The organism is Rhizobium sp. BK418 (assembly GCF_004341105.1).
Lineage (GTDB): Bacteria > Pseudomonadota > Alphaproteobacteria > Rhizobiales > Rhizobiaceae > Rhizobium.
This window is the reverse complement of record NZ_SLZK01000004.1, coordinates 481,842-503,620: the sequence shown is the minus strand read 5'-3', so window position 1 is coordinate 503,620 and position 21,779 is coordinate 481,842. Positions and strand designations below refer to the sequence as shown.

Sequence of the window (21,779 nt, the reverse complement as noted above, 5' to 3'; positions counted from 1 at the left end):
AATTCCGGCAAACCGCAGTATAGTTCTGACCAAATTGCTTAGGCAACCTCGCGCGCCCGAGCCGGGATCGGATTGGGAGCAGCAAAATGGCAGGCGGCCATCTGGCCGCTCGCGACGTCCCGCAATGCCGGCCGCTCGACTTTGCAGATGTCCTGGGCAATCGGGCAGCGCGTATGGAAGCTGCAGCCGGGTGGGATGCGCGACGGGCTCGGCACGTCGCCTTCCAGCACGATGCGGCGGCTCTTACGATCCGGATCGGGTTCGGGTGCTGCTGAAAGCAGTGCCTGCGTATAGGGGTGCTGTGGTGCGGAATAGACCTTCCGCTTTTCGCCGATCTCCACGATCCTGCCGAGATACATCACCGCCACACGGTCAGCGATGTGCCGGACGACAGCGAGGTCATGGGCGATGAAGAGGAAGGAAAACCCCTTCTTCTCCTGCAGGTCCTGCATCAGGTTAATAATCTGCGCCTGCACGGAAACATCGAGAGCCGAGACAGGTTCATCTGCGACGATGAAGCCGGGATTGAGCGAGATTGCCCGCGCGATACCAATGCGCTGGCGCTGGCCGCCGGAGAATTGCCGAGGGTAGCGATCCATGGCACTCGTCGGCAGACCCACCTGGGTCAGGAGGTCGGCCACCCTTTCACGCCGCTCGCGCTTAGAGCGGACAAGGCCGAAGGCCTCCAGCGGTTCGCCGATGATCTCGGAGATCGAGCGACGCGGGCTCAGCGAGCCATAGGGGTCCTGAAAAATCATCTGCACATTGCGCCGCATGCCGCGCATCTTTTCGCGCGACAGCGCCGTCAGCTCCGTGCCGTCGAAAAACACGCGGCCATTCGTTGGCTCGATCAGCCGCAGCAGCAGCCTTCCAAGCGTGGACTTGCCGCAGCCGGATTCGCCGACCAGTGCAAGAGTCTCCCCGCGAAGGATCTCGAAGCTCACCTCGTCGACGGCGCGCACGCCACTGTTCTCTTGGCCGAAGGACAACATGGTGCCCTCGGAAAAAACCTTGCTCAGCCCTTCGGCACGCAGGATCGCGCTCATCGTATATGCTCCTCGATCGCCGGGGCTGCTGCCTTGTTTTCGGCGGTGACCCAGCAGGCCGCCTTGTGTCTGGGACCAAAGGAAAACATCGGCGGCATCTCGCTGCGGCACCTGTCGACGTGCAGCGGACAACGTGCGTAAAACGGACAGCCCTGCTTCACCGAACCTGCCGTCGGTACCGAGCCGGGGATCTGGTAGAGCCGCTTCTGATCGTCGTCGAGACGCGGAATGGATTTGAGCAGACCCTGCGTATACGGATGGCTCGGATTGGCGAAAATAGAGCGGACATCGGCATCCTCGACGACGCGGCCGGCATACATGACAATCACCCGGTCGCAGACTTCGGCGATCACACCGAGATCGTGCGAGATCAGCAGAACGGCCGTGTTCAGCGTCTTTCGCACCTTCGCCATCAGGTCGAGGACCTGCGCCTGGATGGTGACGTCGAGCGCCGTCGTCGGTTCGTCGGCGATCAAAAGTTTCGGATTGCAGGCGACTGCCATGGCGATCATCACGCGCTGGCGCATGCCGCCGGAGAACTGATGCGGATAGGCGTCGAGACGACCCTCGGGATTGGGGATGCCGACGAGTTTCAGGAGTTCGATGACGCGCGCGCGCCGCTGCTCGCGGCTCATCTTCTCATGCAGTTTGATCGCTTCGCCGATCTGGTCGCCGATGGTCATGACCGGGTTCAGCGAACTCATCGGTTCCTGGAAGATCATCGCGATATCGCGGCCGCGGATTTCGGGCAGGGCACTTGCCGGCAGTTTCAGCAGATCATTGCCCTGGAAACTAATCTTGCCGCCGGAAATCCGACAGAGTTCCGGCACAAGCCGCATGATCGCCAGCGAGGTAATCGACTTGCCCGAACCGGATTCGCCGACGATACCAACAGCGCCGCCGGGTTCAATCTCGAAGCTCACATCGTCGACGACGACAATCGGGTTCGTGGGTGTTCCGAACTCAACACGCAGATGTTCCACACTCAGCAATGGCTGCTTCATTGCGCCGTCTCCGGATCCAGTACGTCGCGCACGGCGTCGCCGATCAGGTTGAAGGAGAGCACGACCAGAGTGATGGCAATACCGGCGCCTATGATCGGCCAGGGCGATCCGAAGAGATTGTTGAGACCATCGCGGATGATATTGCCCCAGCTCGGATTCGGCGGCTGAGTGCCGATACCCAAGAAGGAGAGCGAGGCTTCGAGGCGGATGGCCGAGGCGACCCACAGCGTCATCAGCACGACGATGGGGGCTGCGATATTCGGAATGATGTGGCGGAAAATGATGGTCGGGGTGCGCACGCCGACGGCGATCGCTGCTTCCACATAGGGCTCCTGCTTGACGGCGAGGGTCGAGGCACGGGCGACACGGGCAAAGCCGGGGATGAAGGCGACGGTGATGACGGCGATGATATTCCAGAAGCCGCCGCCGAGCACGGCTGCGATGATGATCGCCAGGAGCAGTTCCGGAAAGGCAAGCAGCAGATCGATAAGACGTGAAATGATGCGATCGGTCATGCCCCCGAAATATCCTGCGGTAACGCCGAGCAGCGTGCCGAAGATCGCTGCCAGCACCGGCGAGACGAATCCGAAGATCAGCGAGTTGCGCGAGCCGTAGATCATGCGCGAGAGCACATCACGTCCGAACTGGTCGGTGCCGAGCCAGTGGGCAGCCGACGGGTTTTGGTTGATCGCCAGAATGCTCTGGGCGAGCGGATCATAGGGTGCCAGCCACGGCGCAAAGGCCGCAACGAAGATGAAGATCAGAACGACGAGCAGCGCAAAGCTGGTCGAGATCCGTCCGTAGAGAATGTGACGGAACGCATCTGCCAGCCGGTGGTCGTCCGCAATCACCTGCGGAGCCTGTTCAGTTGCAGCCATTACTTCACCCGGATTCTTGGATCGACGACGATGTAGATGAGATCCATCGCCAGGTTGATCAGCACGACGAACATTGCAAAGACCACGACACCGCCCTGGATGACGCCGTAATCGCGCTCGGAAATGGCGCTGATCAGGAGCTTGCCGATGCCGGGACGGTTGAAGACGAGCTCGATCGCCACCGAGCCCGAGAGCGTGGCGAGCATGCTGAGGCCAAGCCCCGTTGTCAGCGGCAGAAGCGCATTGCGCAGACCATGGCGATAGATCACGCGCGTCTCGCGCGCGCCCTTGGCGCGGGCGGTGCGCACGTAATCGCGGCCCATCACTTCGAGCAGCGACGTACGGGTAAGACGGCCGATGAAGGCAGCTTTGACGAGCGCAAGAGTGACTGCCGGCAGAAAGACATGGTGCATGCGGTCGATGAAACCCGTGCCGCCGCCGTTGATCGGAAACCAGCCGAGATTGAGCGCGAACCCGATCAGCAGCAAAGCGCCGAGATAGAAATCCGGAATGGCATAGCCGAGCAACGAGAAGCCGCGCATAGCCGAATCCGGCAGGCCATTGCGATGTGTGGCCGCCCAGACGCCGAAGGGAACGCCGACGACGACGCCCATGATCATGGCGACGATCGTCAGCTCGATCGTATAGGGAAGGTTATAGGCGATTAATCCGAGCACCGGCTGATCGGTCATCGCGGAACGGCCGAAATCAAGCCGCAGCGTACCGATGACGAAGTTGATATATTGCTGCCAGAGCGGAGCGTTCAGCCCCATGCGCTCACGAAAGAGTTGAAGCTGTTCGGCTGTGGCATTGTCGCCGAGAGCCGCAATCGCCGGATCGCCGGGCAGAATGCGCATCGCGATGAAAACGAGTGTCAAAACGAGCAGGACGGTCGGAATGGCATCCGCCAGCCTGAGCAAGAGATATCGGGTCACTGATCCGTTTCCTCCCTGTCACCGCTTGAGCGGTCTCCTTTGGCGTATCCGCGTTCCCGTCGGCGGACGCCTGTGGTCTTGCCTGTCTAGTCCTGCAGCGCCGTATAGTAGGGTTCGTTGGACAGGTTGTCCTCAAGACCCGGTGAAAGCACACTCCGTCCGCCCCTCCTCGAGCTGACGAAAAATTGCAGGTGAAACTTGGAGTCGGTATAATCTCCAAGAATGGTCGCAGCAAAACCGCTGCCATTTCGGGTCATTTTCGCCGAATTCCAGCGCTCGGCCTGATTGACGTGACGATAGTGCAGCACCGGTTCGTCGTCCACCGTTTCATCAATCCGCACCGTGAAGGCCTCGCCGGCCTTGAATGTTGCAGGTGCAACGATACCCGCAGTGCTGGATATGACCGGCTGACGGGCTCTGAGTGCCTTAACGGCTGCACGTACTTGTTCGTCTGCGACAACAGATTCGAATTTGCCGGCGCCGCGCAGCGATTCCAGGTCGAGAACCTCAGCCGTCATTTCTGGCAGTCGTGACTGCCAGGAGCCGCGCAGCCAGGATTGTGGACCATAGGTCAGGTCGTCGTGATAGACATCGCGGGAAATGTCGGCGGCCGCTTGCCAGGCCATGACAGACCGTCTCGCGTGATCGATCACGGGTTCGATCAGCGTCGTGACCTTGGTGGCGATGAACAATTCCGCCCAGCACGCGGCCCGGAAGCGCTCGGCAAAGAAGCGGGCGATACCGGCTGAGATCTGGACGTCGATCATGATACGCTGGACAGCCGCCGAGCCGTAGCTTCCGGTTACCTTTGCTCTGATCAGGGCCGCTTCGCAGCCCTCTGCCATCTCTTCCAACCAATCGGCCACATCAAGCGGCGTATAGCGGTGAGAAGGCTTTCCGGCGAGAAGCAGTTCGGCATATTCGCGCGCATTGGCAAAGAGCGACGAATCAAAGGTCGGCGCATTTCCGAAGCGGACCGGCCCTTCCATATCGAAGGCGTAGGCGCGGCGGCCGGAACCTTCGACGAGCGGCAGATTCGTATAGATTTCCGGCCAGTAATGATTGTTGGAGGCCGAAGGACCGTGCGCCAGCGTGATCAGCGGCAGCACACGGCTCGCCCAGGAAAGCCCCTTCTCGCAGTCGACGGCGGCATCGCCGCATTCATGCTCGAGATAGCGCATCCAGCTTTCGCGTGGCGCGTCCGGATAATAGAGCAGACGCCCCCACACGCGGTATTGGTACTCATATTTCTGCCAGTCGTGGCGCGTCGGCAGGCCGTGCTTCTGATAGTTGAAGCGGCCACCGGGAATGCCGGTGCCCATGCGGCCCTTGAAACTCTGCGGCTCGCACCATTCGACTCCATCCGAACCTGCAAACATCGAGCTGCGACCATAGCCGGCAGCAAATTCCGGATCGCCCCAGAGCAGAACGCGCTGCGTTCCAGCCCAGATGCGGTAGATGACCTTGTAGTCCTTGTCCTTGGCGAGGAGGTCGCCGTAGCTGTAGCGCAGGAACTTACGGGAGCCTTCACTGAGCTGCTCGCGCTCGCTGCGCGCCACTTCCGGCGGGTACTCCTTGTTGCGGATGGCCGACTGGTGGTAGGGCGGCCCCATATGCTCGGCGAGATATTTCGGCGAGGCAGCAAAGGGCATGCCGGATTCACGGGCGATCTGCAGCATGGTGTGATCGAGGCCCTTGCCGTGCATGTCGATCTCGACTGGACGGCCGGCTGCGGCGACGCCCGCAAACGCCTCTTTCCAGAAGCCATATTCGCCTTCTGCAATGCCACCTTCAACATGGACGCGAAATGTCAGGCCGGTAATCTCGGGAACTTCCCGCAGCAACTGTGTAATCGCGTCGCGGCAATAGGGCGCGAGATTATTATCAGTGACACCCGTCACCGTGTAATTGGCGCGCGGAACATCGTCGAAATCATAGCGCTGCGTCCAGAGTGCCAGCTGGAATTCGAGGCCGCGCCTTGCAGCCTCGCGGCCGATGAACTTCAGCATTTCGAGATTGGTTTCGCGCTCCTCATCGGAGAGCTCGGTGACCTCGACATCGTAGCCCGGCAGCTTCAGCAGGAACGGATAGGGGAAGTAAAAATAGACGTCGGTGATCCAGGGATTGTGGTAGGGATAATTATAGCCCATGCCGAGCGTCAGGGCGAAACGGTTGAAGCGGTTCGATGCCAGCATGGTCAGATAATCGCGCCACTGCTGCTTGTCGTAGAACCAGACCTTGTCCTCCTCCTCGCTGCAGAACAGCCGCGCCATGCTGCGGATGCGTGCAGCCGGCTTTTCCGCAAGCGGAAACTTACCCGCAAATAGATCCTCGCCATCATTGTAGCGCACGCGGTCGGCAAGTTCGGTCAGGGCATAGACCATACCCCTTTCATCATGCGCCCATACTGTAATCGTATTGCCGTTACGAGCGAGAGCAAATGCTTCTTCATCGCGCGCCATGGCTGTCGGCGCGTGAGGCGACCCGACTTCGGCGACCACGATTGAGATACCTTCGCCCACCGTCTTGTCTGAGGTCCTTACACCTCGGCGCCTCAGGCGGCTGCGCAATTCGTCGATCGCCCATGTCACGCTATCCGAAAGCGGAGCGGACGGAAGGTTGATGGATACGCTATCGGCTCGCGCCATATCTGACCTCGCAAAATAGGACCAATGTCTTCGCGCAAAGGCGCAATGCCCCCGGCTTAAAGCCGGGAGAAAGATCACGATTTCGGAACGTGTTCGCGACTGGTGCATCGGGCCGAAATGCGTGACACGTTTTTCGGATGATCCGATGTTTGAACCTGGAGAGGCGGACGCGTTTCCGCTTCCCTGCCGCCGCTCCAGGCGGCTCAGGCCTTGATCTTGGCCTTGGTGAGCGGCCAATTCACATAGCCGGAGACGACGTCATAGCCGAGATCGACCTTTTCGGAGCGAACGATCATAAAGCCGTTGTTGGAAACGGGTAGGATGACCGCGTCCTTGAGGGCTTTGATCTCGATTTCCTTGACGATCTCCAGACGCTTGCTGAGATCTGGCTCGGCAAGTGCCTTGCTCAGAAGGTCGTCGATGCCCGGAATGGCGACTCCATAATGACTCATGTTCGCCCCGCCATTGCCATCCGAGCGGACTTCGGCGCCCTTCGATAGGTAGGTGACAATCACCTGCGTCGGCACCGGCGGCAATGCAGACGACTGCTGCGACAGCGTATTGGTGCCGATGTTCTGGTCGGCATGGAAGGCCGTATGGTCTTTGATGTTCAGATCCATATTGATGCCGACCTTGCGCAACTGTGCCTGGATCATCAGCATGATGGCCGAGAAGTCCTCGCGCTGTGATGTATCGTTCTTGAAACTGAAACCATTCGGGAATCCGGCTTCGGCAAGCAGGGATTTCGCCTTTTCGGGATCATATTTGTAGGCGACATCAGCTGGAATGCTTTCTGCCGAGAAGCCACCCGGATAAGAGGGAGGATTGAGCCCGTAGGTACGCTTGCTGATCGGCGCGATCGCCGTGGTGATTTCGTCGCGGTCGATTGCATAAAACAGCGCCTGACGTACACGCACATCGTCGAAGGGCTTCTTCGTCACGTTGACCTGCATCGTGAAGAAACTGCCGGGGCTGACGACATCGAAGATCAGGTTCGGATCGCGCTGCGACATCGAAGCCGCCCAGCCGGGGGCACGAACGCCCTCGATCAGATGCACGTCACCGGAGAGCAGCGCAAGCGTACGCGCCGTCGTATCGGCGATGTAGAGGCACTGCAGCTTCGGCGTCGCCGGCTGGACGTCCCAATGTTCCTTATTGGCAACCAGCATGACGCCCTGTGACGGATCCGGATAGACAGTTTCCAGCACATAGGGACCGGTTCCGATCGGATCCCGGCCAATTGGCTCCTCACCTTTTTCCTCGACCGCCTTTTTGCTCATGACAGAGGCATCATAGTCGCTGAGGACGCCGAGCAGGAAGAGCGGGTCAGGCTGCGCCAGCTTGAAGGTGATCGTATAGGGATCGTCGGCGATGACCTCGCTGATATTTGTGAATTTCGGGCGTACCCCGCCGACGCGCACGGCATCGCGGATGCGGTCGAAGGTGAACTTGACGTCTGCAGACGTCATCTCGCCATAGCCCTTGTGGAACTTCACGCCTTGGCGGAGCTTCAGCGTCCAGGACTTGGAATCCGGCGTCGAAGTCCAGCTCGTAGCAAGACGCGGCACGAGCTCGTCCATGGTCGCCGGGAACTTCCAGAGCGGCAGATCGACGAGCTTGTCGTAAATATGGATGATGGCCCAGTTGTCGACACCCTGGATCGATTTCGCAGGGTCGATAGTCCTGAGGCCACGGGCGGCAAAAGCAATTTTCAATGTATCGGTGGTTTGCGCGAAAGCGGCCGCCCCAAGGCTTGCCGCAATACTGGCGCCGACAGCAGCAGCCGCAGAATTTTCGATAAGTTTACGTCGAGTAATCGCCATGCTCAGATCCTCCCTTATCGAGGCGCTGCATCCCGGCTGACGCTGAATTTCTGGTGTTTTTATTGTCAGGCGTCTTCTGGGTCGACGAGCAACGCAAGGGCACGGTAGCGCTACCAGATACGAGCGTCAAGTTTTGTTCGGCTGCGGATTTATGGCGTTTTGGAAAAGCTCTTATTCAAATTGCGACATATGCGTGAAGCAAGAAACCGGCAGTCCCGACATCACCTAGCCGCCTGCTGGCGACGAAGTTCGCCGCTGCGATCCGTGCTGGCGCGTTTTTGGATTTTGAAGCCCAAGTCGACAATCCGGTCTCCGCTGTCGTCTCCGCTCAAACGGCGACGGAGCGCCATGACGGCATGGTAGCCGGATTCCCAGCGGGGGCTGCGCACGCTAGTGATCGACGGATAGGCTGCTTCCATGATGTCGAAATCGTTGAAGCCGGCAATACCAAAATCCTCAGGCACGCGGATGCCGCGCTCCATGCATTCGAACAGCGCGCCAAGCGCCATGACGTCATTGTTGCAGAAGACGGCATCCATATCCGGATTGGCGTCCAGAAGATCGGCCATCAGCTTGCGGCCCGTCGAAGGTGTTGCAAAGCGCGGCGTTTCCCAGCCCACGCCTTCGGGAATATGGTCGCTCCTGTCGATCGGCGAGATATAGCTCGGATTATAGATGCCGGCTTCCGTCAACGTATCCTTCAGACCGGAATAGCGGCCGAAGGAGCGGCCATTCAGCCAGCCGCTCAGGAAGCCGATATGCCGATAGCCGGCCTCGATTAAATGCCGGGTGATCGCCCGGCCCGCCTCGTAATGCGAAAAACCGATGATCGTATCGATCGGTTTATCCGTCAGGTCCATGATCTGGATAACAGGGCAACGAGCATTTTCCAGCATCTCGCGGGAGCGGTCGCTCTGTTCGGTCCCGGAGACGATCATGCCAGCCGGCTTCTGCCGCAGCATCTGGGCAATCAGCCGCTCCTCTTCTTGCAGCTGGTAACGGGTGTTGCCCATCTGGATCTGCAGTTCGGTGCCTTCGACACCGTCATAGACACCGCGCAGAACATCGGAGAAGATGTTCTGGGTCAGCGATGGAACGAGCACACCAATGACATCGGCCCTGACAGAGGCAAGCGCCCTGGCGCTGAGGTTGGGAACATAGTTCAGTTCCCTTATCGCCTTGTCGATATTTGCGCGCAGGGTCGCAGAAACCTGACTCGGATCGCGCAGCGCCCGCGACACCGTGATCGCGCCGACCCCGGCCAGGCGCGCGACATCGGCAATCGTGGGACGACCATCGGTCCGTCGGCTTCGCAATCTTTTGTCTCCTCGCGGCATCTAGGAACGGCGCTGCCCCTTCCCCGGAAGGTGTCTCAGGCATTACTCAAACCGAATATGTCAATTCCAAAAAGCAACAGCGGAGTCAACGCAGGCGTAAATCGGCCGGTCCACGTAGCGCCCGCTGCTGGACATTTCTCGATGATCCAAAGGAACCTGATATCGATACGGTGCAATTGCTGCAGAGTTCGAGCGCAAGCAAGTAAGTTGAAAAATATCCCCATTTCCGGCTGGCCATCGAACGCTTTGCTGTGATTTTCCGCATCGTGGAATTTCCGGGAAAAGTCGGCGACTAAGCGCCGCTTTCATTTAGTCTGGCGACGCAAACCAACTGAAACGAGGGTGGAAATAATCATGGGATCGGAGCCTTGGTACCGCACGGCGCTGCGATGGGGACAGACCAATCTGGTCGAGATCGACCCGTCGCGTTACGACGATACATGGTGGCGGGAACACTGGCGCAAGACGCGCGTTCAAGGCGTCATCATCAATGCCGGCGGCATTGTCAGCTACTATCCGACGAAGTTTCCGCTGCATCATAAGGCCGAAGCACTGGGCGACCGCGACCTCTACGGCGAGATTGTCAAGGCGGCCCGCGAGGAAGGATTGAAAGTTATCGCGCGTATGGATTCAAACCGCGTCGCGGAAGATTTCTACCGCGCCCATCCGGACTGGATCTGCCTCGATATCGACGGCAAACCCTATCGGCAAGCAGACAAATACGTCACCTGCATCAACTCGCCCTATTACAGCGAATACCTGCCCGATATCATGCGCGAGATCATCGAGCGCACCATGCCGGACGGTTTTGCCGACAACAGCTGGGCCGGCATCCCGCGCAAGAACATCTGCTATTGCCGCCATTGCACCGAGCAGTTCTTCGCATGGTCAGGTGTAGACCTGCCTCGCCGCCATGATTGGGCCGATGAAAACTATCGCCGTTGGATCCAGTGGAATTACAAGCGCCGCACCGATCTCTGGGAATTCAACAACAAGGTCACGACCGAAGTCGGCGGCAAGGATTGCTGCTGGATGGGCATGATCAGCGGCGATATCCTGAACAACGGCAACCGCTTTATCGACCTTAAGGAAATCCTTGCCCGCAGCCCGATCGTCATGCTCGACCATCAGCGCCGCAATCTCATCGATGGCTTCGAGGACAATACCGAAACCGGCAAGCGGCTGCATGAAGTCGGCGGCTGGGATAAACTCATTCCCGAAAGCACGCCGCAATATCAGCTTGGCTCGCCAGCCTTTCGTCTCGCCAGCATGCCGCCGGCCGAAGTGCGGCTCTGGTCGTCCTCCGGCTTTGCCGGCGGCATCCAGCCCTGGTGGCATCATATCGGCTCGCTGCATGAAGACCGCCGTCAGTACAAGACGGCCGAGCCGATCTTCAAATGGCACGAAGCGAACCAGGATATTCTGATCAACCGTCAGCCGCAGGCTGATGTCGGTGTCGTCTGGTCGCAGAGCAACCACGACTATCACGGTCGCGACAAGGCGAACGACCGCACGATGAACCCCTATCGCGGAGCGACGCGGGCACTCGATCGCGCCGGCATCACCTATCTGCCCGTCAACGCCGACGATATCGGCAAGGCAGCGGGACGCTTCGCCGTGCTTGTCCTTCCGAACCTTGCGACCATGTCGGACGCGCAGGTTGCCGCCGTCGAAGCTTTCGCGGCTCAAGGCGGTTCGGTGATCGCCTCGTCGGAGGCGAGCCTCTACAACGAGTACGGCGACCGCCGGACAGATTTCGCCCTTGCCAAGCTCTTTGGCGTTCATCGCAAGAGCGGTGCGCATGGTGACTTCGAGGCAGCCAACCCTGATATCGAAACCAGTGCGCGTCACACCTATCTGCGCCTCTCGCCCGAACTGCGCGCCGGTGTGCACGGTCCTTCAGACAAGACAGCTCCGAAGGCGGACGGAAGCCGCCATCCGGTGCTTGCCGGCCTCGATGAGACGGATACTCTGCCCTTCGGTGGTTATCTACCTGTCGTGAGTGTCGACGACGACGTCAAGGTTCTGGCGACCTACATTCCAGATTTTCCGATCTATCCGCCGGAAACCTCCTGGATGCGGCAGCCTTATTCGGATGCGCCCGCCATCACCGTTCGCGAAAACGGCAAGGGCAAGTTCGTCTGGTTAGTCGCCGATCTCGACCGTTGTTATGCGCGGGACGACCAGTTCGAGCATGCGCGCCTGATCACCAATGCCGTGCGCTGGATGCTTGCCGATCGCTCGCTTCTGAGGCTCGAAGGCACGCACGGTCTCGTTACGGCCGTGCTCTATCAGCAGGACAGACGGCAGATCGTTCACCTGAACAACCGCGTGCTGGTCTCCCGCGTGCCGGGCCGCCAAAACGAGCTCGTGCCGATCGGTCCGGTAACGCTGCGCCTGCGTAAACAGACCGGCAAGGCTGTCTCCCTTGCAAGCCTCAGGGTTGCCGGGAAGACGGTGAAGGTCAGCGACGAAGGCAGCGAGATCGCCATCGATGTCGGTGCAGTCCTCGATCACGAAGTAATCGTTGTCGACTGGTCCTGATTGGCAAAAGAAAACCGCCGGTACATGCGGGTCGGCGGTTGACTTGAGCGAGCAGAGTGTTTCGCGTCAGCTCGCCATGGCGTTGAACGGCGGCATCTCCCCACTGAGAGCCGTCGTCAACTGCGCCGAGGTTTCGGTCAGCAGGCGTCCCAGCACCGGAACCCGCTGCGGCGTGATCCTTGATGCAAGGCTCGACAGCGATATGGCGCAAATCGCCTCGCCTTGATGGTTATAGACGGCAGAGGCCACGCAGCGCAGGCCTGATACCAGTTCCTCATCGTCGACCGCATACCCGTCCGCCCGGATTCTATCGAGATCGGCACGCAATGCTGCCTGGCCCGTCAATGTATTCGCCGTAAAGCGCCGGCTTCCTTCGCGCGAGAGGATCGCTTCGAGATCCTGCTGTGAGTAGGTTGCGAGAATGGCCTTGCCCATGGCGGATGCCGTCATCGGCACCCGGCTGCCGACGCGAGCGACGGTGCGGGTGATATCGCGGCTTTCAACACGATCGACGAAGACGACCTCGCCGTCGTGGACGAAACCGAGATTGGCAGTTTCGCGCGTCTGATCGCGCAGTCTTCTGAGATATGGGAGCGCGGTAGCGACGAGATTGCTCTGGCGGGTGAAGACCGAACCGATGGCAAAGGCCTGCCGGCCGATATGCCACATGCGATCATTAGGATTGTATTGGATGAATTGCCACTGCTCCAACGTCGTCAGAATGCGGTGAACCGTCGAGGGCGCCAAGCCCGTACGGCTGGCGAGATCGACCAAGCGGTTGCCATCCTCTTCCGTTCCCATCGCTTCGAGCAGCATCATGGCGCGGTCGATCGACTGAACGCGCCCGTGAAGACTTTTCTCCTCCACATGCTCTCCCATGCGTCTCCTCCGTTGCTATTTCCAAGCGTCTCCCCGGCGCTGTCGATGCTGATGGTAACGCTACCATGTAACAGCGTCAACGGCGGAAACGCGGTTAACCGGAGCGAAAAACGCCTCCTCACGGGATCGTGCGCCTTGCCGGCAGCAAGTCCGGCGATATCTTGCGACCGAACTGGCGTAGGTTTGAAGAGGTCGGAAATGTCGCGAAACTATCTGCGGCAATTCATTAGACCTGGGCAGTTTTCCTGTTTATTAATAACAGGATGCCTCAAGAGCCGATCTTGTTTCGCGCCACGTCCACAGCAGATATTTCCGCTGTCATGCCCCTACTCTCTCGAATCGATCTCCCCCAGAGTATATGGCTGCAAATGGATCTTGCCGGGCCGTCCCGAATCCGCCGGATACACGCTTGACAAAACTGGGGTGCCTGTATTTTATTCAAGCCTGCGGATTAGGCAAAGTGCCCCGTAACCTTACATGACTCCGACAGTCGCTGGGCAGTTTCGCCCCATGATGGCCCCATCGCGGATGGATGCCCTCATGGGGTTTTTGGTTTTTGGCTAACAGATGAATGATGCGTTGAAAATCGGCATTCTTTACTCCACCACAGGGCCTTACGGCTCGATGGGGCGCGACGCGCGCGATGGCGCGGAATTCGCAATCGCCGAATTTGCCGCAACGAGCGATCGGCCGATCGAACCGGTTTTCTTCGACCCGCAGGCCGATCTTGCCGCCTATCTCGAGGGGGCGCGTCATCTGTTGCGTGCCGGCTGCCGCCATATCATAGGCACCATTACCTCTGCTTCCCGCAAGGAGGTCATCCCGCTCATCGAGAAACATGACGGCCTGCTCTGGTATATGTGCCCCTATGAGGGTTTCGAGGCGAACGAGAATGTTATCTATGTCGGCGGCTGCCCAAATCAGCACCTGCTGCCACTCTTCGAACATCTGATTCCGCGCTACGGAAACCGGCCTTATCTCGTCGGTGCGAACTATGTCTGGGGCTGGGAGATGAACCGGCTCGCTCGCGAACTGACCACCAACGCCGGTGGCGAGGTTCTTGGCGAGCGTTACCTGCCGCTCGAGGAAACCGCAGTCGAGCGGATCGTGGCCGATATTGAACAGCGCCGGCCAAGCTTCATCCTGAACAATCTGATTGGGCCATCGAGCTATGCCTTCCATCAGGCAATCCGTCGGCTTGCCGATCGCGACGCGACCTTCAGGCCGGAGAACTGCCCTGTTGTCAGCTGCGACCTGATGGAATGCGAGCTTGACGATATCGCGCCGGGTGCCGCGATCGGCCAGCTCTGCGCTGCCTCCTATTTCGACAGCGTCGTAACCTCGGAAAATGCCGATTTCAAGCAACGTGTCGTCATGCATCACGGCGCTCCGCGTCGGATTTCCAGCGTTTTTGCCAGTGCCTATACTGCGGTTCGCCTTTGCGTCGAAGCAATCCTGGCTGCCGGCGGGGACGAGCCTTCCGCTGTGCGTCACGAACTCTATAGCAAAAGCTGGGCGACGCCCTTCGGCGCGCTCAACATCGATAGGGACACAAACCACGCTGCCTTGCCTTTCCATCTCGGCCGTATCAATAGCCAGAACGGTTTCGACGTGATCGCATCCCGCCCGCCACTCGCTGCCGATCCCTATCTGACCGGCCGCAATAAATCGGCCTCGCCGAAATTGCGGGTGGTGTCATGAAGGAAACGCCCAATTTCACAGGCTGGCATGCCGTCGTTCTACACCGCGAAGACGGCAATACCGATAGACTGATCCGTCAACTGCGTCTTCTCGGCTTATCCGCAACGCTGCAATGGGCACCGCTTTCAGCCGCAAGCGTACCCGATCTCGTCATCGTCGATGCCGACCAGGGTTTTGACGATCTCCTGCCCTGGAGCGGTGCCGCTTCGACATGCCCGGTTGTCGCGCTGCTCGGCTCGGAAGCGCCAGGCCGTATCGCATGGGCGCTTGTCCAGGGTGCCGGCGCGATCATCGCCAAGCCGATTGCGGCCTCCGCCGTCTATCCGGCCCTCGTCATGGCCGTCTCTATTCATCAGGAGCGCAAAGGTGTTGTCGAGCGCCTGCAATATCTCGAAGAGCGCGTGCGCCTGCGCCCGCTCGTGCATGCCGCCGTCGAAAAGCTGATGAAGGCGCATGGGATCGATGAGGAACGCGCTTATTCAATCCTGCGCAATTGCGCCATGCGCCGCCGCCTGCCGATGGAGCAGATCGCCGCCTTCATCATCGGTGGCATAGAGCCCCTGCCGGAGGCCGGCTGATGCGTGTAATCAAAGCAATGCTGCGGCAGCCGACCGCTCTCTTCGGCCTTATCGTCGTGCTCGTCGTCATCGGTCTTGCAGTGGCCGCACCCTGGATCGCGCCCTTCAATCCCGATGAGCAGATGTTCGACGGATTGTCTCTGGAAGGTGCGCCGTTGCCGCCCGGCGGCCCCTATCTGCTCGGCACGGATACACTGGGGCGCGACCTCTTCTCGCGGATGCTCTTTGGCGCCCGCACCTCGCTTGTCATCGGCCTCGTTGCCAACGGCATTGCGGTCGCGATCGGCCTCTTCATCGGCATTCTCGCAGGCTATATGCGCGGCATCGTCGGCAACATCCTGATGCGTTTCACCGACCTGATGATGGCTTTCCCGGCCTTGCTGCTGGCGATCGTTCTTGCTGCACTGCTGCGACCTAGTCTCTGGATCGTTGCGATGGTGATTGCGCTCGTCAACTGGGTACAGGTCGCACGCATCGTCTATACGGAGACGCGCGGACTTGTGGAGCGTGATTTCATCATGGCGGAACGCTCGCTTGGCGCCGGCCATATGCGCGTGCTTTTCCTGCATATTCTGCCGCATCTGATGCCGACGGCAATCGTCTGGGGCACCCTCGGCATTGCAACCACCGTGCTGCTCGAAGCGACACTCTCCTTCCTCGGCATCGGCGTGCAGCCGCCGCAGCCCTCGTGGGGCAACATCATCTTCGAAAGCCAGAGCTACTTCCAGGCGGCGCCCTGGCTCGTTTTCTTCCCCGGCGCGATCATCCTTCTGACGGCGCTTTCCTTCAATCTCGTCGGGGATGCTCTGCGCGATATCCTGGATCCGACCCAGCGCGGGAGAGGCTGATGTTTTTCCTCGCCCTTCGCCGTCTTGTCCAGGCCGCCCTCATCCTTCTCGGCGTTGCCGCCATCACCTTCGTGCTGCTCTACGCACTGCCCGCCGACCCAGCGCGTATGATCGCCGGGCGCAGTGCCACGGCGCAGACGGTCTCGAATATCCGTCACGAGCTTGGCCTCGACCAGCCCCTACTCGTGCAGTTCAGCACCTATCTTACCAATCTCCTGCACGGCAATCTCGGTCGATCTTACGCGCAGAAGACGGAAGTCTGGACGCTGATTACCGCCCGCCTGCCGGCAACGCTTGTCCTCATGCTGGCCGGCATCCTCGTGGAAGTAGCCCTTGGATTGACGCTCGGCACGATTGCCGCCGTGCGCCGCGGCGGTTTCGTCGACCGGCTTGTCATGACGGCCTCCTTCGTCGGGGTTTCGGCGCCGCAATTCGTCCTCGCGCTGCTGCTTCTTTACGTCTTTGCCGTAACGCTCGGATGGCTACCCATGAGTGGCTACGGCACTTTTGCTCATGTCGTGCTGCCAGCCTCCACCCTAGGCGTCCTTGGCGCCGGCTGGTATGCACGCATGGTACGATCAGCGATGATCGACGTCCTCAATCAGGACTATGTCCGCACCGCCCGCGCCAAGGGCCTCTCTTCGCGTCGCATCATTTTCCGCCATGCTTTGCCGAATGCCATCCTGCCGATCATCGCCATGATCGGCATCGACATCGGCCAGTTCATGGGCGGCGTGGTCGTTGTCGAGGCGGTCTATGGCTGGCCGGGCATCGGCCAGCTCGCTTGGCAAGCCATCCAGCAGGTCGACATCCCCATCATCATGGGCGTCACGCTGACCTCAGCGCTCGCCATCGTCATCGGCAACCTGCTCGCCGATCTCGTTGCGCCGCTCATCGATCCACGCATCCGCACACGTTGAACGCAACCAAAGAAGGGGAACACGAATGTTCAAACGCTGGCTTCGACATACGACAATGGCAACGATGGTGGCACTCGCCCCCTTCACCGCCAAGGCGCAGGAAACGCCTAAGCAGGGCGGCGATATTGTCGTCACCTACAAGGATGACATCACCACGCTTGACCCGGCCATCGGCTACGATTGGGTCAACTGGTCGATGATCAAGAGCCTCTATTCGCGGCTGATGGACTACGAGCCCGGCACGCCACACCTCATCCCGTCGCTAGCCGAGAGCTTCACCGTTTCACCTGACGGCCTCACCTATACATTCAAGCTGCGCAAGGGTGTGAAGTTTTCGAATGGCCGCGAAGTTGTTGCTTCCGACGTGAAGTATTCGATCGAGCGTGCCGTCAATCCAAAGACGCAAGGCCCCGGCGCCGGCTTCTTCGGTGCTATCCAAGGCTTTGATGAGGAAACAGGCGGCAAGACTGAGACGCTTTCGGGCATCGAGACGCCGGATGACGGCACTGTTGTCTTCCGTCTGTCGCGTCCGGATGCAACCTTCCTGCACGTTCTCGCCATCAATTTCGCATCGGTCGTGCCGAAGGAAGCGGTCGAAGCGGCTGGCGGCGATTTCGGCAAGAAGCCGGTCGGCTCCGGCACCTTCATTCTGAAGGACTGGACCATTGGCCAGCAGCTCGTTTTCGAGCGCAACAAAGACTATTTCGTGAAGGATATGCCGCATCTCGATAGCTTCAAGGTCGAAGTCGGTCAGGAGCCACTTGTGGCATTGCTGCGCCTGCAAAAGGGCGAGGTCGATATTGCCGGCGACGGCATCCCGCCGGCAAAGTTTCTGGAAATCAAAAACTCGGCCGATGGCGCGCAGATGATCGTCGATGGCGAACAGCTGCACACCGGCTACATCACACTCAACACCAAGGTGAAGCCCTTCGATAACGTCAAGGTGCGTCAGGCCGTCAACATGGCCATTAATAAGGATCGCATCGTCCGCATCCTGAACGGCCGCGCCACACCTGCCAATCAGCCGCTGCCGCCGCTGATGCCAGGCTACGACAAGTCCTTCACCGGCTATGCCTATGATGTCGCCAAGGCAAAGGCGCTGCTTGCCGAAGCGGGCTTCGCCGACGGCTTCGAAACCGTGCTCTACTCGACCAACACCGATCCGCAGCCGCGCATCGCTCAGGCGATCCAGCAGGATCTCGCCGCGATCGGCGTAAAGGCTGAAGTCCGGGCTCTCGCCCAGGCCAACGTCATTTCTGCCGGAGGCACGGAAGGTGAAGCGCCGATGATCTGGTCTGGCGGCATGGCCTGGATTGCCGACTTCCCGGATCCGTCGAACTTCTACGGCCCGATCCTTGGCTGCGCCGGCGCTGTTCAGGGCGGTTGGAACTGGTCCTGGTACTGCAATGCCGATCTCGACAAGCGCGCCGTTGCTGCCGACTCCATGTCCGATCCGGCAAAGTCCACCGAGCGCACCGCAGCCTGGGGCAAGGTCTTCACCGACATCATGGCCGATGCGCCGTGGGTTCCCGTCATCAACGAGCGTCGCGTCGTGGCCAAGTCGCTGCGTATGGGTGGTGCGGACAACATCTACATCGACCCGACCCGCGTCATCAATTACGACGCGATTTTCGTGAAGCAATAAGCCCTAAGGAAACAGTGTCTTCCCGGGCAAACCGGGAAGGCATCATAAAATCGTGGGAGACACCTTATGTGCATTGCCTGCACGCACACCATTCACCGCGCCCAGCATAACTTCGGTTGGAACAAGGACTTCGCACCGGCCGCGGTCGCCAAGCCCGGAGAAACCATCCATTTCGAATGCCTGGATTCTTCCGGCGGCCAGCTCGGTCGCGATGCGACGCTGGATACGCTGAACAATCTTGATTTCGGTAAGATCAACCCGGTTTCCGGCCCCATCTATGTCGAGGGCGCCAAGCGCGGCGATGCGTTGAAGGTAACACTGCGCAAGTTCATTCCCTCGGGCACCGGCTGGACGGCCAATATTCCAGGCTTCGGCCTACTGGCCGATCAGTTCAAGGACCCGGCATTACATGTCTGGTCCTATGACGCCAATAGCATGACGCCAGCCCTTTACGGCCCCGGCGGCCGTGTGCCGCTCAAGCCCTTTGCCGGCACCATCGGCGTCGCCCCCGCCGAGCCTGGTACTCATTCGGTCGTACCGCCTCGCCGTGTCGGCGGCAATATGGATATTCGTGACCTGACTGCCGGTGTCACTCTTTATCTGCCGATCGAGGTCGAAGGAGCACTCTTCTCCATCGGCGATACACATGCCGCGCAGGGTGATGGGGAAGTCTGCGGCACGGCGATCGAAAGCCAGATGAACGTCGAAGCGACGATTGAACTCGTCAAAGATGCCCGCCTGCAGACGCCGCGCTTCACGACGACCGAACCGGTCACCCGCCATCTAGACGGCGCGGGCTATGAGGTCACCACCGGCATCGGCCCCGACCTGATGACCGGCGCACGCGAAAGCGTCATGCGCATGATCGACCTTCTGACAGCTGAGCATGGCATGAGCGCCGTCGATGCCTATCTGCTCTGCTCGGTCTGCGGCGATCTGCGCATCAGCGAAATCGTCGATATGCCGAACTGGGTCGTCTCCTTCTACTTCCCGAGGATCGTATTCGCGTGATCGACGCCATGCCCGCCGCACCCGTTCTCAGCGTTCGCAATCTTAGCGTCGATGCGCGAACGCCAGAGGGTCGCAAACCGGTTCTGAAAGATATCAGCTTCGACCTCGCCAGCGGCGAAACGCTTTGCCTTGCTGGCGAATCCGGCTCCGGCAAGTCGGTGACGTCGCTATCAATCATGGGATTGCTGCCCAAAGCCTCTCTCAGGGTCGCCTCTGGCAACATCATGCTCGGCGAGCGCGATCTGCTGCATCTGTCCAACCGGGCCATGCGCAGCGTGCGCGGCGGCGATATAGCCATGGTCTTCCAGGAACCGATGACCTCACTCAACCCGGTCATGTCGATCGGCGCGCAATTGACGGAGGCGATCCGGGAACATCAGGGCAGAGAGAATGCCGACACGGTCGCGATGCAGATGCTCGATGCCGTGCAGATCACCGATCCGGCACGGCGGATGAAGCAATACCCTCACGAACTCTCGGGCGGCATGCGCCAGCGCGTGATGATCGCCATGGCGCTCTCCTGCCGCCCCAAGGTGTTGATCGCCGATGAACCTACCACGGCGCTCGATGTGACGGTGCAGGCGCAGATACTCAAGCTCATGCGCGAGCTGAAATCGGAATTCGGTACGTCGATCATCCTGATCACCCATGACATGGGCGTCGTCGCCGAGATGGCCGATCGTGTCGTCATCATGCAGAATGGCGGGATTGTGGAGGAAGGCTCGGCGGCCACCGTTTTCCGTACGCCGCGGCAGATCTATACGCAGCAATTGCTCTCGGCCGTGCCGCGCCTTGGTGCCTTTGCTGGTACCGACGGTCCGCCGCGCATAACCTCACGCAGCGTCGAAACCCTGCACCCCGACCGCACCCCCGTGCTGAACGTGCGTGGCCTTAACGTCACCTATGGCAGCTCGGCAAGCTTGCTCTTCAAGGGCAAAGCACCGGCTGCAGCCGTCAGCGACATCTCATTCGATATTCTGCCAGGTGAAACACTCGGCCTTGTCGGCGAAAGCGGATCAGGAAAATCGACGACGGGCAAGGCGGTGCTCGGCCTCATCCCGTTCACGGGCGACGTGGTCATCGACGGCCGCAATATCGCCAACCTCGGCCATCGCGCAATGCAACCTGTACGCCGCACCGCGCAGATGATTTTTCAGGACCCGTACGCTTCGCTCGATCCGCGCATGGCGGTCGGCGCTGCAATCGCCGAACCATTGGTCATTCACGGCATCGCCAGCAAGTCCGAACGAAAGGACAGGGTTGCAGAACTTCTACGCCGTGTCGGCCTGACGGCAGACGCCGCCACACGCTATCCGCATGAATTCTCCGGCGGCCAGCGCCAGCGCATCTGCATTGCGCGCGCACTTGCACTTGAACCGAAGCTGATCGTTGCCGACGAAAGCGTTGCGGCACTCGACGTCTCCGTGCGCGCGCGCGTGCTAGACCTGATGCTGGAACTGCAGGAAAGCATGGGGCTCTCCTATCTCTTCATCTCGCACGACATGGCGGTTGTCGAACGCATGTCCCATAAGGTCGCCGTCATGCGTAGCGGCAGGATCGTCGAAACCGGCACGCGCCGTCAAATCTTCGAACACCCGGAAGAGGATTACACGAAGGCCCTGATGGCCGCCGTTCCGATCCCCGATCCTGAAGCGCGGCGAGCACAGGTCTGAGTTCCTAGAAGCGGAGCAGAAGCGCCTCCTTTGCCTTGTAGCGTTGGCGAGGCTTGCCTTGGCCGGCGCGAATCATCGCTCAAAATCGAATTGCGGCACAGTCGGATGGCTGTCCGGCCTGCCACATAAACATATTTTTCGGCCGTATTTTCTCTCGGCAGCCCTTTCCGGATGCGTAAACACAGGCTCGCGGCAGCGGGATTTTCGATAGATTGAGGCTTCAGCGACGGACTCCCGTGCGCATTTGCGCTCGGCCAATCCCCGCTAACTCGTACTAATATAGCGATATTTCGCCATTCTATTTTACCT

Annotated in this window: 16 protein-coding genes; 8 read left to right on the top strand and 8 right to left on the bottom strand. The window is 59.9% G+C overall.

The features are described 5' to 3' along the window. Positions 1 to 38: 38 nt before the first annotated feature. The 7 genes from EV281_RS19210 to EV281_RS19180 form a co-directional block, all read right to left on the bottom strand. Complete coding sequence (locus EV281_RS19210) at positions 39 to 1,046, bottom strand: dipeptide ABC transporter ATP-binding protein (protein ID WP_132655177.1); 1,008 nt, start codon at positions 1,044 to 1,046, stop codon at positions 39 to 41. Beyond that, positions 1,043 to 2,050, bottom strand: coding sequence for an ABC transporter ATP-binding protein (locus EV281_RS19205; RefSeq protein ID WP_132655175.1), 1,008 nt, complete (start codon positions 2,048 to 2,050; stop codon positions 1,043 to 1,045). Before EV281_RS19205 ends, EV281_RS19210 begins: the two co-directional genes overlap by 4 nt. After that, entirely contained in the window at positions 2,047 to 2,928 is an 882-nt protein-coding gene (locus tag EV281_RS19200) for an ABC transporter permease (RefSeq protein WP_132655173.1), read from the bottom strand. The genes EV281_RS19205 and EV281_RS19200 overlap by 4 nt, the downstream gene beginning before the upstream one ends. Next, positions 2,928 to 3,863, bottom strand: coding sequence for an ABC transporter permease (locus EV281_RS19195; protein ID WP_132655171.1), 936 nt, complete (start codon positions 3,861 to 3,863; stop codon positions 2,928 to 2,930). Before EV281_RS19195 ends, EV281_RS19200 begins: the two co-directional genes overlap by 1 nt. 86 nt (positions 3,864 to 3,949) lie before the next feature. After that, positions 3,950 to 6,511, bottom strand: coding sequence for a hypothetical protein (locus EV281_RS19190; protein WP_132655169.1), 2,562 nt, complete (start codon positions 6,509 to 6,511; stop codon positions 3,950 to 3,952). 203 nt (positions 6,512 to 6,714) lie between these two features. Next, on the bottom strand, positions 6,715 to 8,334 hold the full coding sequence (locus EV281_RS19185) for an ABC transporter substrate-binding protein (RefSeq protein ID WP_132655167.1): 1,620 nt from the start codon (positions 8,332 to 8,334) through the stop codon (positions 6,715 to 6,717). A 221-nt stretch (positions 8,335 to 8,555) separates the two neighbouring features. Further along, a complete protein-coding gene (locus EV281_RS19180; RefSeq protein WP_245508310.1) occupies positions 8,556 to 9,650 on the bottom strand; it encodes a LacI family DNA-binding transcriptional regulator in 1,095 nt (364 codons plus the stop codon). Positions 9,651 to 10,025: 375 nt separating this feature from the next. Here EV281_RS19180 and EV281_RS19175 point away from each other — a divergent pair, with 375 nt between their 5' ends. Beyond that, a complete protein-coding gene (locus EV281_RS19175) occupies positions 10,026 to 12,215 on the top strand; it encodes an alpha-amylase family protein (protein WP_132655163.1) in 2,190 nt (729 codons plus the stop codon). Between the two features lie 66 nt (positions 12,216 to 12,281). On the opposite strand, the gene EV281_RS19170 is transcribed toward EV281_RS19175, so the two are convergent. Then, entirely contained in the window at positions 12,282 to 13,094 is an 813-nt protein-coding gene (locus EV281_RS19170; RefSeq protein WP_132655161.1) for an IclR family transcriptional regulator, read from the bottom strand. A gap of 567 nt (positions 13,095 to 13,661) precedes the next feature. Here EV281_RS19170 and EV281_RS19165 point away from each other — a divergent pair. The 7 genes from EV281_RS19165 (at position 13,662) to EV281_RS19135 (ending at position 21,470) form a co-directional block, all read left to right on the top strand. Beyond that, positions 13,662 to 14,795, top strand: a complete 1,134-nt coding sequence (locus tag EV281_RS19165; protein WP_132655159.1) for a transporter substrate-binding protein — start codon at positions 13,662 to 13,664, stop codon at positions 14,793 to 14,795. After that, the gene (locus EV281_RS19160) at positions 14,792 to 15,373 is read left to right on the top strand and encodes an ANTAR domain-containing protein (protein WP_132655157.1); all 582 of its coding nucleotides are present in this window, start codon (positions 14,792 to 14,794) and stop codon (positions 15,371 to 15,373) included. Before EV281_RS19165 ends, EV281_RS19160 begins: the two co-directional genes overlap by 4 nt. Then, a complete protein-coding gene (locus EV281_RS19155; protein WP_132655155.1) occupies positions 15,373 to 16,221 on the top strand; it encodes an ABC transporter permease in 849 nt (282 codons plus the stop codon). The genes EV281_RS19160 and EV281_RS19155 overlap by 1 nt, the downstream gene beginning before the upstream one ends. After that, complete coding sequence (locus tag EV281_RS19150; protein WP_132655153.1) at positions 16,221 to 17,141, top strand: ABC transporter permease; 921 nt, start codon at positions 16,221 to 16,223, stop codon at positions 17,139 to 17,141. Before EV281_RS19155 ends, EV281_RS19150 begins: the two co-directional genes overlap by 1 nt. A gap of 25 nt (positions 17,142 to 17,166) precedes the next feature. Continuing rightward, positions 17,167 to 18,786: an ABC transporter substrate-binding protein gene (locus EV281_RS19145; protein ID WP_132655151.1), complete on the top strand. Its 1,620-nt coding sequence runs from the start codon at positions 17,167 to 17,169 to the stop codon at positions 18,784 to 18,786. A gap of 66 nt (positions 18,787 to 18,852) precedes the next feature. After that, on the top strand, positions 18,853 to 19,797 hold the full coding sequence (locus EV281_RS19140) for an acetamidase/formamidase family protein (protein WP_132655149.1): 945 nt from the start codon (positions 18,853 to 18,855) through the stop codon (positions 19,795 to 19,797). Continuing rightward, complete coding sequence (locus tag EV281_RS19135; RefSeq protein ID WP_132655147.1) at positions 19,794 to 21,470, top strand: ABC transporter ATP-binding protein; 1,677 nt, start codon at positions 19,794 to 19,796, stop codon at positions 21,468 to 21,470. Before EV281_RS19140 ends, EV281_RS19135 begins: the two co-directional genes overlap by 4 nt. The last annotated feature ends 309 nt before the right edge of the window (positions 21,471 to 21,779 follow it).